This is a genomic window from Aeribacillus sp. FSL K6-8210, assembly GCF_037963925.1.
GTDB classification, from domain to species: Bacteria; Bacillota; Bacilli; order Bacillales; family Aeribacillaceae; genus Aeribacillus; species Aeribacillus composti.
Window position 1 is genome coordinate 927,308 of sequence record NZ_CP150172.1, and the last position, 14,280, is coordinate 941,587.

Sequence of the window (14,280 nt, forward strand, 5' to 3'; positions counted from 1 at the left end):
TGTCGAAAGAGTGTCAATTGTTTTTCATTGGAATAAATGCTCAAGCCCCATCAAAGAGCTGAGCAGTTTGTTTGCTTGTTGTTTTGCATTGCGTCATTCTATAATATAGTTGACATAAATTTTGAACAGGTGTATCTTAATATAAGCTATTTTTCGGTTATGGAGGGATCATCTTTGGTTTCAATTCCATGTTCAGATACATTGAGGGATAAAGTTGCGAATGCTGTCAATCATGCCAAAAAATATTCCCATCCAATCATTTTAAGTTATGTATTTGAAATCAAGGAGAAAGATCCGCTCCAGATTTTCTCAAGCTTTCAATCGGCTTATGCAGGGAAAAGATTTTATTGGGCGACACCTGATCGTACATTTATCCTTTGTGGAATTGGTGTTGAGCTCGAATTGACGTCAGACAAAAAATTTTCCAACCGTTTTTTTGACATTTATTCAAAGTGGAAAGATTGGAAAGAGCATATACAAATTGAAGGCGCCCATCCGATTGGAACGGGTCCGCTTCTTTTTGGGGGTTTTTCTTTTGACCCTTTAAAAAATGCGAATTCTTCAAAATGGAAACCGTTTCATGAAGCACGATTCACTTTACCTTCTTTCATGATTACAAAAATTGGCCGTCACACACTTGCTACTATAAACAGGTTAATTCAATCAACTGATGATATAAATGAAATTATAAATCATTTCAATACATATGAATACACCTTAAAGAAAAAAAATGAAGACACAAATTCTTTTTTGAATTTTACCATCAAAAAAGAAAGTTTGTTTTATAAAAAAGAGTGGATGGCAGCTGTTGAAAAAGCAACAGAACAAATAAAACAAAACCGTTTTGAGAAAGTCGTATTGGCAAGGGAAATGCTGCTGGAGTTTGAGGGATCGATTGATATACATTATGTTTTATCAATGTTAAATGAACATCAGCCTAATTGTTATTTATTTGTTGTTGAAAATGAAGGAAAAACGTTCGTTGGTGCAACTCCTGAGCGGCTTGTAAGCAAGAGAGACCAAAAGGTCCAGTCTGCATGTGTAGCAGGATCAATTAAAAGAGGAAAAACAGTGGAGGCAGACGAAGAATACGCTCAGATGCTGCTTTCAGATACAAAAAACATTCATGAACATCAAATTGTTGTCAAAGCGATCGAAAAAGTGTTCCGTGAATATTGCCAAGAAGTGCAACTACAAAACAATCCAACGATTTTAAAAACGCCGAATATTCAACATTTGTATACACCTGTTGAAGGAACCGTAAAAAAAGGTTTTACGTTGATTGATTTTGTAGAAAAATTGCATCCGACCCCTGCGCTTGGCGGCTATCCGAAAGATGCTGCTCTAGCATTTATTCGCAATGAAGAACCTTTAGAGAGAGGCTGGTATGCTGCTCCGGTTGGATGGATGGATGATCAGGACAACGGAGAATTTGTCGTTGCGATCCGTTCAGGTCTGCTGGATGAGCAAAAAGCTTATTTGTATGCAGGATGCGGGATTGTTGGAGATTCGAAGCCGGAAGAGGAATACAGGGAGACAGAAATCAAATTTGGACCTATGCAGCATGCATTAGGGGGAAAACTGAATGAAAAATAAAAATCTATCTGACTATGTCATTGCATTTGTAAATGGATTAATTACAAAAGGTATTTCTGAAGTTGTGATTAGCCCAGGTTCACGATCTACCCCGCTTGCGATCACATTTGCAGAGCATCCGAAAATACATACTTATATTAATATTGATGAACGATCTGCAGGTTTTTTTGCTCTTGGATTGGCTAAAAAACAAAGAAAACCAATTGCTTTGCTTTGCACATCAGGAACAGCTGCAGCAAACTATTATCCAGCTATCATAGAAGCCCATTATTCACGCATCCCTCTTGTGATTTTAACGGCTGACAGACCTCATGAGCTGCGGGATATTGGAGCTCCACAAGCAATTGATCAAATTCATCTGTATTCGAACTATGTGAAATGGTTTGTTGATTGCGCTCTTCCTGAAAGCAGTCAAACGATGCTGTTATATATAAAAAATATCGCTCAACGGGCGGTCCAAACTGCAAATGAAAATCCGAAAGGACCAGTCCATATCAACTTACCTTTCCGAGAGCCGCTTTTGCCCGATCTATCGAAAATCCATCAATTGCAGAAGTCTCTTCATATTGAGCCAGTGGTGGAAATAAAAAAGCTGGTCGAACATGAGCAAATTGAACGGATTGTGGATGAAATCGATTCAAGCGAGAAAGGACTTATTGTATGCGGGGAATTACATAACAAAGAGTTTCGTGAACAAGTTTTGGCACTAGCAGAGAAATTGAAATTCCCGATATTAGCGGATCCGTTGTCCAATTTACGCTTTGGCGAACATTCTAAACATTATATTATTGATTGTTATGATTCCATTTTAAAAACGATGGGAAAGAAAGCGTATCTGAAACCTGATGTCGTCCTTCGTTTTGGTGCAATGCCCGTCTCAAAACCGCTGTTTCTATTGTTAAGAGACCATCCTGAAATAAAGCAAATTGTGGTTGATGGTGATGGCGGTTATCGCGATCCTACTTTATCAGCAGAACATGTTCACAGTGATGAAGCCTATTTATGTGAAATGCTGATCAAAAAATGTAAAGATAAACAGGAAACATCCTGGTGCAAAAAATGGAAACAAGTAAACAATCTCTTTCGAGAGTATTTGTCAACGCCGGTCATTGAGGAAGATTCTTTATTTGAAGGAACGGTATATGTCGAATTGCAAAAATTGCTCCCGGATCGCTGCAATGTATTTGTAGGAAACAGCATGCCGATTCGAGATGTCGACACGTTTTTCCATAACAGTGATAAAAATATTGCGGTTTATGCCAACCGGGGAGCGAACGGAATTGACGGAGTCGTTTCGACAGCCCTTGGGGTTTCTGCAGCTAGTCATGAAAAAACTATTTTAATCATAGGGGATTTATCATTTTATCATGATTTAAATGGACTCCTTGCTGCAAAACAAAATAAATTGAACTTAACTGTTTTATTAATTAATAATAACGGCGGCGGCATTTTTTCATTTTTGCCGCAGGCGGATGAAAAGACGCATTTTGAACAATTGTTTGGCACCCCGACCAATTTAGATTTTCAATATGCAGCCAGCTTATATAGTGCACATTATAAAAAAATTTCCACTTGGGAAGAATTCAGAACCGAGTTTCAATTCTGCATGAATAGAGATGGATTAAATATTATTGAAATCCCGACCAATCGACATACACGAGTCAACGAACAGAGAAAATGGCTTCGTTCTGTTTCCTGGGAAATAGAAAGGATGTTATGATGGGAAAATTGGCCGTTCGAAATGTGAATTATTGGGCTGAAACGTTTGGAAAGGGGGAGCCACTTGTTCTCCTTCATGGTTTTACAGGAAGCGGAGAAACCTGGGGATTTTTGAAAAATAGTTTAAAAAAATACCAGCTAGTACTTATCGACATCATCGGCCATGGTCAAACAGATTCGCCTGAAAATCCTGAAAGATATCGGATGGAAGAAGCAGTTGAAGATCTAAAAGAAATATTGCTTTCATTCAATATTCGAAAAGCGCATGTGCTCGGGTATTCAATGGGCGGAAGATTGGCATTGAGCTTTGCAATGAGACAGCCGGAATTTGTGAAGACTTTAATATTGGAAAGCAGTTCTCCTGGATTAAAAACTGAAAAGGAACGAGAGACGAGAAGGCTGCAGGACGAACAACTTGCCCAAATGATTTTGGACGAAGGGATTGCGGCATTTGTACAACATTGGGAAAATATCCCTTTGTTTTTAACGCAAAAGTCTCTCCCGCCTGCCGTCAAGGACAAAATAAGAAAGGACCGGCTGAAAAATAATGCAATTGGATTGGCAAACAGTTTAAAAGGAATGGGAACTGGCGTTCAACCTTCATGGTGGGGAGCATTAAAAAGTTTCAACATCCCTACATTATTAATTTGCGGTGAAAGGGATCTTAAGTTTTGCAAAATTATGAAAGAAATGAACCAATTGATTCCTTGCTCTGAATTAAAGGTCGTGCCGCAAGCCGGACATGCAGTTCATGTGGAACAGTCAAAATTTTTTGGTAAAATAGTAGATGAGTTTCTCCAACATTTTTCTACATATTAAAGGAGGATAAAAATGGGATTTCCTTGGGTAAAAGAACGAGAATATGATGAAATCATTTATGAAACGTACAATGGGATAGCAAAAATTACGATGAATCGTCCTCATGTACATAATGCATTCACACCAAAAACGGTCGCGGAAATGATCGATGCTTTTTCCTATGCGCGGGACGATGATAAAATTGGTGTAATTATTTTGACAGGTGCTGGTGATAAAGCGTTTTGCTCAGGCGGAGATCAAAAAGTGCGGGGGCATGGCGGATACGTAGGTGATGATAAAATTCCTAGATTAAACGTTTTGGATTTGCAACGGCTTATTCGGGTGATTCCAAAACCGGTTATTGCAATGGTGAACGGATATGCAATTGGAGGAGGACATGTTCTGCATGTCGTGTGTGATTTAACGATCGCATCAGAGAATGCAATTTTCGGACAAACAGGCCCAAAAGTTGGAAGCTTTGATGCGGGATATGGAGTGGGACTGCTTGCCCGGCTTGTTGGTACGAAAAGAGCTCGTGAAATATGGTATTTATGCCGTCAATATAATGCGCAGGAAGCTTATGAGATGGGCTTAGTCAACAAAGTTGTCCCATTAGAGCAGCTTGAAGAGGAAACTGTCAAATGGTGTGAAGAAATTTTGGAAAAAAGCCCAACTGCTATTCGCTTCTTGAAAGCTGCATTTAATGCAGATACAGATGGTCTCGCCGGTCTCCAACAATTTGCGGGGGATGCGACATTATTGTATTATACAACAGATGAAGCGAAAGAAGGACGAGATGCATTTAAAGAGAAAAGAAAACCTGATTTCAAACAATTCCCGCGTTTCCCATAAAAAGAACAAGCAGCTTGATGGCGATGCATCGAGCTGCTTTATTGTGCAATAATCGAGGTGTTAAGACATGAGTGCAAATCGAAATGAAACACCGAATTGGCTTAAACAGCGAGCTTTTTTGACTCCGAACCGATTGGCCATTCGTTATGAGGGGAAAAATTATTCATTTTTGGACTTGCATCAGCTTGTTGAAAAAAGAGCAAGACAACTGCATCAAATAGATATCAAGCGTGGGGATACAGTCGGGCTTTTAATGAAAAACAGCTTAGAAATGGTCATTAATATTCATGCTTTAATGTATCTCGGTGCAGTCAATGTTCTTTTGAATACTAGACTAACAGCTGAAGAATTATTATGGCAAATAAATGATGCGAATATAAAATGCGTTATCTGTGATGATGAATTATCGGTTCATTTTCCCGGTAAAAAAGTTATGACATTATCAGAGTTGAAGCTTTGTGATGAAAAGGAAGCAGCATTAGATGACAGCTTTATTTTAGATGACGTGGCAACGATTATGTATACGTCTGGAACAACAGGAAAACCAAAAGGAGTTCAGCAAACATTTGGGAATCATTGGTGGAGTGCGATCGGTTCTGTGCTGAATCTTGGACTGAAGGACGGCGATTGCTGGCTTTTGGCAGTTCCTCTTTTTCATATAAGCGGACTGTCAATTTTGATGCGCAGCGTCATTTATGGAATCGGAATTGTTCTCCATTCTTCATTTTCAGCGAAAGAAGCAAACAGAGCGATCAAAAATGAAGGAGTTACGATTGCTTCCGTCGTTACGGCCATGCTGAATGACATGCTGCAGGAATTAGGAAGTGACACGTATCCGAAATCGTTTCGCTGCATGCTTTTAGGAGGAGGTCCTGCCCCGCGGCCGATTCTTGAACAATGCCGTGAAAAAGAAATTCCCGTTTTTCAAACATATGGGATGACGGAAACGTGTTCGCAAATTGCCACATTAGCCCCTGAATTTTGCTTTTCAAAACTCGGATCTGCGGGAAAACCGTTGTTTCCAGCTCAAATTCGGATCGTAGCAGACGGCAGGGACTGCTCCCCTAATGAAGAGGGAGAAATTGTAGTAAAAGGACCGAATGTTACACCGGGGTATTTACATCGTCCAGACGCAACTAACGAAGCTATACGTGACGGCTGGTTTTATACTGGAGATTTAGGCTATCTGGATGAAGAAGGATTTTTATATGTATTGGACCGTCGATCCGATTTAATTGTTTCGGGAGGAGAAAACATTTATCCGGCGGAGGTTGAAGCAGTTATTTTGTCGCATCCTTCCGTAAAAGATGTAGGAGTGGTAGGAAAAGAAAATAAAAAATGGGGAAAAGTTCCCCATGCTTTTGTTGTCCGAAGCGAAGAGGTGTCTGAAGAAGAATTAAGGCAATTTTGTTTGAAAAAGCTGGCAAAATATAAAGTTCCAAAAGGATTTACATTTGTTGAATCTCTGCCACGAAATGCATCTAAAAAGCTGCTCAGGAGAAAACTAAAAGAATGGCTGTAGTTTTTGGCTATTCATGATCGACAGTTAAAATATCATATTGGCTAATATGCAATAAGTGGTGGATTTCGTTTGGCAAATGTTCGAACGAGCCGTATTCATAGCTCCACAAATTTAAAAACGAACAAACAGAAGAATGGAACGTCTCTTCTGTTGCATTATTCACTTCATGTTTAAATTGAGCGATCATATTTTCCATATCTTTTGCTCCCCTTTAGCTTTATTTGATAATTGTAGTATTTTGCATTATTTTTCATTTATTCACTCGTTTTTTTATTTATATCTTTTTCAATTTCCGGGACAGGGTCAAATCCTCCCGGGTGAAACGGGTGGCATTTCAAGATTCGTTTTACTGTCAGAAAGCCGCCTTTGACAGCTCCGAAACGCTTCACTGCTTCAAGCCCGTATTCAGAGCATGTTGGGTAAAAGCGGCATGAAGGCGGCTTTAACGGGGAGATAAAGATTTGATAAAAACGGATAAGGGCGATCATGACAGATTTCACAGCAAGCACCTCTTTTTTCTGGAATCTTGACAACATTTTAACATAAATGTATGTTATAAAATTTTGTGTTAAAATGGAAACTAAGAAAATGTAAGGAGTGATGGGAATGCCTTCAGTGGAGAGTTTTGAACTGGATCATACAAAAGTGCAAGCACCGTATGTCAGACATTGCGGAGTACATAAAGTCGGCACGGATGGAGTAGTTAACAAATTTGATATCCGCTTCTGCCAGCCGAATAAGCAGGCAATGAAACCGGATGCTATTCACACATTGGAGCATCTTCTGGCATTTACAATTCGCAAATATGCGGAAAAATATGATCACTTTGATATCATTGATATTTCTCCAATGGGGTGTCAAACAGGCTTTTATTTAGTCGTTAGCGGGGAACCGACCGTAAAAGAAATCATTGATTTATTGGAAGAGACAATGAAAGATGCTGTAGAGCAGACAGAAGTGCCTGCCGCAAACGAACTGCAATGCGGCCAAGCGAAGCTTCATGATTTAGAAGGCGCCAAAAAGCTCATGGAATATTGGCTAAAGCATAGTAAAGAGGATTTGGAAAAAGTGTTCAGCTAACAGCTACACGCAATGATGCAACTTTTTTTTATAGTTTTAAGAGTGCAAAAAAGGGGTACTGTATAACTAAAAGATTATATAAAAAGGAGATGGGATTATGTCTAAACAAGATTTATTTCAAATCGTAAATAAACAAATTGCGGATTGGACGGTACTTTATGTAAAATTACATAACTTTCATTGGAATGTAAAAGGAGACCAATTTTTCGTTCTCCATGAAAAGTTTGAAGAGCTGTACAATGAAGCTGCTGGTTATATTGACGAATTAGCGGAAAGACTTTTAGCTTTGGGCGCTAAACCTGTTGCTACGATTAGAGAAAGCCTAGAAATCTCCTCTATTAAAGAAGCAGAAGGCGTTGAAACTGCAGAACAAATGGTGCAGGCAGTTGTTGACGACTTTTCCGCCATCATTCAAGATTTGGACAAAGGAATCAAAGTTGCTGAAGAAGTGAATGACGAAGCAACTGGTGACATGCTTCTCGATATTAAAGTGAATCTTGAAAAACATAACTGGATGTTAAAGTCATTCCTTGGAAAATAATTATATCCTTCCTCTTTTGGCTGCGTTAGGCAGCCTTTTTTTATAAATATTTTTCTTTGATAAGGCAATACTTAAAAAGAGGAGGGGGATATAAATGTCCGAAAATCCAAAAAAAACCTATTATATATCAGTAGCTAGCGGTGAGATTTCCCAAAGCAGAGAAGCATCTCCGTGGGATTTTCAAATTTCTGCCAATGATGAGGAAATTACGGAGTTACGGGAGTATTTCGATCAGATTCATTCTACCAGCTGGCAAAATTTCTTCCGGGCGCATGTTCCGTATATACAGTATCATTATGACAAGGAAAATGATGCGATTGATGCTTTAACAAAAAAAGTATATGAATTCATTTATAAGCATGGCGACGAAGAAGCTAGAAAACATATTGCTTCAATGGGTCTTATGCATAATCAAGAATAAGTTATACAATCCTCTTTTCCATATGTTATGATGAAAACAGATAAATGGGAGTAGAGGGATTGATTATGTTTTATTTTAAAGATTTTTACGGCAATGATGTATACCTGTCTTTCCGTCAACACCCTTTTTCTGTTTACCCGAAGCATGTCTGGGTCATCTGCCGATATGAAAACAAATGGCTTTTAACTTTACATGAAGACCGGGGCTACGAGTTTCCAGGAGGAAAAGTCGAGAACGGCGAAAAGCCGGTTGAAGCTGCTGTCCGGGAAGTGAGGGAAGAAACGGGAGGAATTGTCCAAGATATCGTATATATTGGGCAATATAAGGTTATAGGAAAAGAGAAAACGATTGTGAAAAATATTTATTATGCGGAAATTGAGAGGCTCGAAAAACAGAGCACGTATTTTGAAACGTTAGGTCCAGTCCTGCTTGCGGACTTGCCTGAAAAAATTGAGGACGATCATCGCTTTAGCTTTATTATGAAAGATGATGTTCTAAAACGTAGCTTGGACAAAATTTATGCCGATTACATAAAATAGCTTTTAAATTCCTGAAAGTCGGTTTAGAAATTGTTTAAGGGGGTGTCTAGTAAGTCGTTTTTACGGCTTATTGACGCCCCCATTAATGTGTTAGAAACGTTGATATATCGGTGTTTATGATTTTATGTTTTCAATGGCGATTTGACTTTCTTGACAGCCTCTTATTGGCTTTTGATTAATGTTTTTTCAATTAGTTCGACAATTTTGTACATGATCGTTGCAAAGATGGCAATGATAACTAGGCTTAACAGCACAAGGGTAAAATTAAAAACTTGGAACCCGTAAATAATCATATAGCCTAATCCTTTAGCTGAAACGAGAAATTCTCCGACGATCACACCCACCCAGGATAACCCGACATTGACTTTCAAAGTAGAAATAATGGTTGGAAAAGATGACGGCAGGATCGCCTCTCTGAACACGTGCTTTTTGCCTGCCCCAAATGTTTGCAGCACTTTTATATAATTCGGATCCACTTCTTTAAAGGAAGTATAGACTACAATTGTAGTAATAATAACCGAAATGATTGTTCCCATCGCGATAATTGAGGTAAATCCGGGCCCAAGTACAACGATGAAAATCGGCCCAAGAGCTACTTTCGGCATTGCGTTTAAAACCACTAAATACGGATCTAATATTTTAGACAGCCTTGGAAACCACCATAATAGAGCAGCAAGTAATGTCCCGAATAATGTCCCAAAAATAAACCCCAAGACCGTTTCAAAAAGCGTCACGTTCAAATTGGTAAGTAATGTACCGTCCTGCAGTTTTTCAACAAATAAGTGAAAAATTTTTGTCGGCGAACTGAATATGAGCGGGTCTATCCATTTTTGGCTGGATGACACCTCCCATATGAGAAAAAAAGAAATAAAAATTAAGATTTGATAAAAGGTAATCCATTTCTTTTCTTTATGCAATCTTTGCAAATATTGTTTATGGAGGAGATCAATTGTTGTTGTTTGTTTCAAGCTGATCTAACTCCTTCCAGATTAAGTCAAAAAGTGAAGTATACGTTGGATGCTGCCTTGTTTTAAACGGGGATGTATCCCGCAATTCTTTTGGGACAGTAAATATTTTGGCAATTTTGCCAGGCCTTTTGGATAGCAGGACAATCCGATCGCTCATGGCGATTGCTTCCCCAATATCATGCGTGACTAGAATGGCTGTTTTTTTAAAATCCTTTAATGTTTGAAAGACTAAGTCTTCAAGCTTTAATTTCGTTTGATAATCGAGGGCGGAAAAAGGTTCATCCAATAGCAGCATTTTCGGATCTGTAGAAAGAGTGCGGACTAAAGCGGCTCTTTGTCTCATTCCGCCTGATAATTGATTCGGATATAGCTTTTCTACATTTTCGAGACCCATTTGGTGCAGAAGCTGAAATGTCCGCTTTTTCTCATTTTCATTCAGTTTGTTCAATAATTTTAATCCAATTAAAATATTTTCCTCTATCGTTTTCCATGGAAATAAATAATCTTGTTGCAGCATATAACCGACAGACGGTGTTGCGGAAGATATTTGCTTTCCGTTCAAAATAACTTGCCCTTCTGTCGGTTTCATGATACCGGCAATGATGGAAAGCAGCGTTGTTTTGCCGCAGCCGCTAGGACCTAGAAAGGATATAAATTCCCCTTCCTCTACTTCCAAATGGATGTCCTCCAAAGCTGTCGTTGCCGATTTTTTTGTAAAATAAGTATGGCTGACATGATCGATCGTTAAAAATGACAATCTCCTCCCCCCTTGTCGATAAATTTACTCCTTTTGAAACAACATTATATTTGCCACTTCGTTTGCTATGGACGTGTTGACTAATAGTTCATAATCAATTTTCTCCGGCAGTTCTCCTGCTTCTTCCATAATTTTTTGCAAATTGTTCCATTCGTCCTCATCTAACAGCGGGGTTTTTGCATAGGATCCTTGGCTTTTATAACGGTCAATGGAAGATATTAAAATATCGATCGGCGTATCTTTAAATTGCGGCGCTATCGTTTCGGCAATTGTTTCGGCGTCATGTTCTTCCACCCATTTTTGCGCTTTGTAGAGCGCTTTTGTGAATTTTTTCACCGTTTTATCATTTTTCTTAATATAGCTTTCTTTTGCCATAAATGTTGTATAAGGAACTTTGCCCGATTCCTTGCCGAAGGATGCGATAATGTGACCTTTTCCTTCTTTTTCAAAAATACTTGCGGTTGGCTCAAACAGTTGAACATATTCGCCTGTACCGGAAGCAAAAGCATTTGCAATATTCGCAAAGTCGATGTTTTGGATAAGGTTTAAATCTTGATGCGGATCGATGTTATGCTTTTTCAGCACAAATTCCCCTACCATTTGCGGCATGCCGCCTTTACGCTGTCCTAAAAAAGTGCTTCCTTTTAAATCTTCCCATTGAAAATCATCCAACTTGGCTCTGGAGACAAGGAAAGTGCCGTCCGTTTCGGTCAGCTGGGCGAAGTTAATGACTGGGTCATTTGCTTCTTGGGCATATACGTAAATGGACGTTTCCGAACCGACAAGACCGATATCAGCGCCGTTTGATAAAATGGCGGTCATTGTTTTATCTCCGCCCCAAGTAGTTTTTAATTCTACGTCCAGTCCTTCTTCTTTGAAAAATTCTTTTTCAATGGCCACGTACAATGGTGCGTAAAAAACAGAATGAGTGACTTCCGCCAGCCGAATTTTTTCCACTCCTCCGCCGCAGGCTGAAAGAGGTATGATGAAAAGGATCACCAATACGATGGAAGCAAGCCTTTTTTTCATGTGAAATCCTCCCTAATGATGTTCATATTAAAGGAAAAATGTTTAAATATATTTATCTAGGATAAAGTATGAAAAAAAAATATAATGTGTGATTGCCTACCTAAATGGAGGTTGAAAAGATGCTGAGAAACGGAGAAATAGTTGACAAACAAATTTTCCCATCACCGAACCCTTCGATTAAGCTTTCCATCGTGACATATATTTCTGAAGGACTAAAAGTGAAAGGTCTGTTAGCAGAGCCTGTTCAAGAAGGTGTTTATGATGGCTTTTTATATTTGCGCGGAGGGATTAAAAATGTTGGTATGGTTCGGGCAGGAAGAATTATACAATTTGCATCAAAAGGCTTTATCGTGATGGCTCCCTTTTATCGAGGAAATTTAGGAGGAGAAGGGAATGAAGATTTTGCGGGGAATGATCGTTTTGATGCGGTCAATGCATTCTATTTGTTGATGAAACATCCGCAAGTGAATCCGGATCGCATTCACGTTTTTGGCTTTTCAAGGGGAGGAGTCATGGCCTTGCTTACTGGGATTATATGCTCAAATGTTCGATCTGTTGTAAGCTGGGGCGGGGTGTCTGATATGTTTTTAACTTATGAGGAGAGAAAGGACTTAAGAAGGATGATGAAAAGAGTTATTGGAGGGACACCGAAGAAATATCCTGACCGCTATAAATGGCGGACACCGTTGTATTACCTTGAAAAAATGCAAGCACCCGTTTTAATCATTCATGGGGGAAAAGATGAAAACGTGTCAATTGAACATGCATATCGATTGGAAAGAAGGCTGAAAGAATTGGGAAAGCAAGTGGAAAGCTGGTATTTCCAACATTTTAGTCATCATTTTCCGCCTCGGCATAACCGGATGGTTTTAGAACGAATGATAAAATGGATGAAAAATTGACCATTATATTTTTCATATGATACATACTAAAAAATGATCGATCAAATGAAAGGGGATTGGAGAAATGGGCATGCCGCTTGAATTAAATACGATGATTATTACAAAAGGGAAGGAAAAGCGGATAGAGGAAAACGTATTTCAGCTTGTCAAAGATGGCTATCGCCTTTATCCTATGAATATTCCTTTGGAAGTTCGAAAAACGTTGATAAGCGATCCTACAGGAACAGCTGAAATTATTAAATTGGAATGGGCTGATAACAAAACCGTGCTTACTTATAATCTCACTTCATTGTACTCAACCAATTAACCGTCATCATATTTCCGTTCATTTGTTGAACGGATTGTGGAAGGAGGAATTTGCTTAATTTTATCGAGTACGGCTTCCATTTGTCTTATCATAAAAAATCGCGTAACCCCTTTTTCATAAAAGTTCGTTGAAAAAGGGGTTTTCGTCTAAAAATCTGCGTATGCCGATTTGTTTTGCCAAACCACATAAAAATATTAAAAGGCTATCGACAAAGTGATATGCTCCCCTTAAGGTAGACAGATTAAAATATAAAAAATCTGTTTTACCTTAGGGGGAGTTTTTCTATGTATAAGCAATATACAACAGAGCTCAAACTTGAAGTTTTACTTGCATATGAAAACCGAGAATGTACTATTCAAGAGCTTTGTAAAAGGTATCAAATTACTAAATATTCTTTAAGGCAATGGATAAAGACAAACGAGGAAGAAAAAAAGAAGAAGCAGAGTTATCTCCAGAAGAGAAAATGAAACTGGAGATGAAAAAGTTAGAAAGAGAAAATGAGCGCTTACGTGCGGAGAATCTATTTTTAAAAAAGTTAGAGGAAATCGAAAGGAGGTGAAAGTAAACCAAATCCGTTTTGAAGACAAGTATATCGCAATCCGGGAACTTCATGAGAAAGAAAACTAAGCATAATCTTATATGTGAAATCGCCGGTATTTCACGAGCTGCTTACTATAAGTGGTTAAAACGTTTTCCCTCAACATGTTGCAGAAAATATATTGAATCGTGAATTTACAGCGGAAAAGCCAAGTGAAAAATGGGTAGCTGATGTCACAGAATTAAAATAGGTTCATCAAAGAGAGCCTATTTAAGTGCTATTCTTGATCTATATGATGGATCAATTGTGAGCGATGTTTTAGGACATTCCAATCATCATCATCTTGTATTCAAAACGTTGGATCAAGCCACCGTACTTTTAAAAGGAGAGCATCCACTTATTCATAGTGACCGTGGGTTCCAATATACCTCTCATGGTTTTAAACGTAGGATAGACCAAGCAGGGATGACACAAAGTATGTCAAGAGTAGGCAGATGCATTGATAATGGGCCAATGGTATCTTTTTGGGGAACGCTTTAAATGCGAGAAGTATTATTTACATAAGTATCAGACATTTAAAGAATTAGCTCTTGCGATGGATGAGTACAACCGCTTTTATCATTATGAAAGGTATCAAAAAAGATTAAGCGGCTTTAGCCCCATGGAATATAGAGCTAAAGCCGCTTAGGTATATTTTTATTATTTCTACAG

Annotated in this window: 16 protein-coding genes and 1 pseudogene; 12 read left to right on the forward strand and 5 right to left on the reverse strand. The window is 38.6% G+C overall.

The window, feature by feature from the left end; all coding sequences use genetic code 11:
• Positions 1 to 174 precede the first annotated feature (174 nt).
• The 5 genes from NSQ41_RS04655 (at position 175) to NSQ41_RS04675 (ending at position 6,487) form a co-directional block, all read left to right on the forward strand.
• Positions 175 to 1,596: an isochorismate synthase gene (locus NSQ41_RS04655; protein ID WP_339211081.1), complete on the forward strand. Its 1,422-nt coding sequence runs from the start codon at positions 175 to 177 to the stop codon at positions 1,594 to 1,596.
• On the forward strand, positions 1,586 to 3,316 hold the full coding sequence (menD, locus tag NSQ41_RS04660; RefSeq protein ID WP_339211083.1) for a 2-succinyl-5-enolpyruvyl-6-hydroxy-3-cyclohexene-1-carboxylic-acid synthase: 1,731 nt from the start codon (positions 1,586 to 1,588) through the stop codon (positions 3,314 to 3,316). Before NSQ41_RS04655 ends, menD begins: the two co-directional genes overlap by 11 nt.
• The gene (menH, locus tag NSQ41_RS04665) at positions 3,316 to 4,134 is read left to right on the forward strand and encodes a 2-succinyl-6-hydroxy-2,4-cyclohexadiene-1-carboxylate synthase (protein ID WP_117017541.1); all 819 of its coding nucleotides are present in this window, start codon (positions 3,316 to 3,318) and stop codon (positions 4,132 to 4,134) included. The genes menD and menH overlap by 1 nt, the downstream gene beginning before the upstream one ends.
• Before the next feature lie 12 nt (positions 4,135 to 4,146).
• Complete coding sequence (gene menB, locus NSQ41_RS04670; protein ID WP_063386561.1) at positions 4,147 to 4,965, forward strand: 1,4-dihydroxy-2-naphthoyl-CoA synthase; 819 nt, start codon at positions 4,147 to 4,149, stop codon at positions 4,963 to 4,965.
• A 67-nt stretch (positions 4,966 to 5,032) separates the two neighbouring features.
• Entirely contained in the window at positions 5,033 to 6,487 is a 1,455-nt protein-coding gene (locus NSQ41_RS04675; protein WP_063386562.1) for an o-succinylbenzoate--CoA ligase, read from the forward strand.
• Between the two features lie 7 nt (positions 6,488 to 6,494).
• Here the strand turns inward: NSQ41_RS04675 and NSQ41_RS04680 are convergent, their stop codons facing one another.
• Positions 6,495 to 6,683 (reverse strand): hypothetical protein, encoded by a 189-nt coding sequence (locus tag NSQ41_RS04680; RefSeq protein WP_063386563.1) that lies wholly within the window; start codon positions 6,681 to 6,683, stop codon positions 6,495 to 6,497.
• A gap of 58 nt (positions 6,684 to 6,741) precedes the next feature.
• Positions 6,742 to 6,987, reverse strand: coding sequence for a membrane protein insertion efficiency factor YidD (gene yidD / locus NSQ41_RS04685; protein ID WP_063386564.1), 246 nt, complete (start codon positions 6,985 to 6,987; stop codon positions 6,742 to 6,744).
• Positions 6,988 to 7,093: 106 nt separating this feature from the next.
• Between yidD and NSQ41_RS04690 the strand changes: the two genes are divergently transcribed.
• The 4 genes from NSQ41_RS04690 (at position 7,094) to ytkD (ending at position 9,068) form a co-directional block, all read left to right on the forward strand.
• Positions 7,094 to 7,567, forward strand: coding sequence for an S-ribosylhomocysteine lyase (locus tag NSQ41_RS04690; protein ID WP_063386565.1), 474 nt, complete (start codon positions 7,094 to 7,096; stop codon positions 7,565 to 7,567).
• A 97-nt stretch (positions 7,568 to 7,664) separates the two neighbouring features.
• The gene (locus tag NSQ41_RS04695; RefSeq protein WP_063386566.1) at positions 7,665 to 8,108 is read left to right on the forward strand and encodes a Dps family protein; all 444 of its coding nucleotides are present in this window, start codon (positions 7,665 to 7,667) and stop codon (positions 8,106 to 8,108) included.
• 94 nt (positions 8,109 to 8,202) lie between these two features.
• Positions 8,203 to 8,529 (forward strand): hypothetical protein, encoded by a 327-nt coding sequence (locus tag NSQ41_RS04700; RefSeq protein ID WP_063386567.1) that lies wholly within the window; start codon positions 8,203 to 8,205, stop codon positions 8,527 to 8,529.
• A gap of 65 nt (positions 8,530 to 8,594) precedes the next feature.
• Positions 8,595 to 9,068, forward strand: a complete 474-nt coding sequence (gene ytkD, locus NSQ41_RS04705) for an RNA deprotection pyrophosphohydrolase (RefSeq protein WP_094245279.1) — start codon at positions 8,595 to 8,597, stop codon at positions 9,066 to 9,068.
• 161 nt (positions 9,069 to 9,229) lie between these two features.
• Here ytkD and NSQ41_RS04710 read toward each other — a convergent pair whose 3' ends face one another.
• The 3 genes from NSQ41_RS04710 to NSQ41_RS04720 are packed head-to-tail and all read right to left on the reverse strand — an operon-like array spanning position 9,230 to position 11,822.
• On the reverse strand, positions 9,230 to 10,036 hold the full coding sequence (locus tag NSQ41_RS04710; protein WP_339211085.1) for an ABC transporter permease: 807 nt from the start codon (positions 10,034 to 10,036) through the stop codon (positions 9,230 to 9,232).
• Positions 10,014 to 10,793 carry an ABC transporter ATP-binding protein gene (locus NSQ41_RS04715; protein WP_066249444.1) on the reverse strand — a complete coding sequence of 260 codons (780 nt, stop codon included), beginning with the start codon at positions 10,791 to 10,793 and terminating at the stop codon, positions 10,014 to 10,016. The genes NSQ41_RS04710 and NSQ41_RS04715 overlap by 23 nt, the downstream gene beginning before the upstream one ends.
• Positions 10,794 to 10,817: 24 nt before the next feature.
• A complete protein-coding gene (locus tag NSQ41_RS04720) occupies positions 10,818 to 11,822 on the reverse strand; it encodes an ABC transporter substrate-binding protein (RefSeq protein WP_339211088.1) in 1,005 nt (334 codons plus the stop codon).
• A gap of 119 nt (positions 11,823 to 11,941) precedes the next feature.
• On the opposite strand from NSQ41_RS04720, the gene NSQ41_RS04725 reads away from it, so the two are divergent.
• The 3 genes and pseudogenes from NSQ41_RS04725 to NSQ41_RS04735 form a co-directional block, all read left to right on the forward strand.
• Positions 11,942 to 12,724: a prolyl oligopeptidase family serine peptidase gene (locus NSQ41_RS04725; protein ID WP_063386572.1), complete on the forward strand. Its 783-nt coding sequence runs from the start codon at positions 11,942 to 11,944 to the stop codon at positions 12,722 to 12,724.
• Positions 12,725 to 12,788: 64 nt separating this feature from the next.
• Positions 12,789 to 13,031, forward strand: a complete 243-nt coding sequence (locus tag NSQ41_RS04730; RefSeq protein WP_063386573.1) for a DUF2584 domain-containing protein — start codon at positions 12,789 to 12,791, stop codon at positions 13,029 to 13,031.
• Positions 13,032 to 13,443: 412 nt separating this feature from the next.
• Positions 13,444 to 14,257 (forward strand): annotated as a pseudogene (locus NSQ41_RS04735) (IS3 family transposase); the annotation flags it as partial.
• Positions 14,258 to 14,280 lie beyond the last annotated feature (23 nt).

Bases quoted from the DNA above. Each gene is read 5' to 3' on its own strand.
- menD (WP_339211083.1), top strand. From the start codon at position 1,586: ATGAAAAATAAAAATCTATCTGACTATGTCATTGCATTTGTAAATGGA.
- menH (WP_117017541.1), top strand. From the start codon at position 3,316: ATGGGAAAATTGGCCGTTCGAAATGTGAATTATTGGGCTGAAACGTTT.
- menB (WP_063386561.1), top strand. From the start codon at position 4,147: ATGGGATTTCCTTGGGTAAAAGAACGAGAATATGATGAAATCATTTAT.
- NSQ41_RS04675 (WP_063386562.1), top strand. From the start codon at position 5,033: ATGAGTGCAAATCGAAATGAAACACCGAATTGGCTTAAACAGCGAGCT.
- NSQ41_RS04680 (WP_063386563.1), bottom strand. From the start codon at position 6,683: ATGGAAAATATGATCGCTCAATTTAAACATGAAGTGAATAATGCAACA.
- NSQ41_RS04690 (WP_063386565.1), top strand. From the start codon at position 7,094: ATGCCTTCAGTGGAGAGTTTTGAACTGGATCATACAAAAGTGCAAGCA.
- NSQ41_RS04695 (WP_063386566.1), top strand. From the start codon at position 7,665: ATGTCTAAACAAGATTTATTTCAAATCGTAAATAAACAAATTGCGGAT.
- NSQ41_RS04700 (WP_063386567.1), top strand. From the start codon at position 8,203: ATGTCCGAAAATCCAAAAAAAACCTATTATATATCAGTAGCTAGCGGT.
- ytkD (WP_094245279.1), top strand. From the start codon at position 8,595: ATGTTTTATTTTAAAGATTTTTACGGCAATGATGTATACCTGTCTTTC.
- NSQ41_RS04720 (WP_339211088.1), bottom strand. From the start codon at position 11,822: ATGAAAAAAAGGCTTGCTTCCATCGTATTGGTGATCCTTTTCATCATA.
- NSQ41_RS04725 (WP_063386572.1), top strand. From the start codon at position 11,942: ATGCTGAGAAACGGAGAAATAGTTGACAAACAAATTTTCCCATCACCG.
- NSQ41_RS04730 (WP_063386573.1), top strand. From the start codon at position 12,789: ATGGGCATGCCGCTTGAATTAAATACGATGATTATTACAAAAGGGAAG.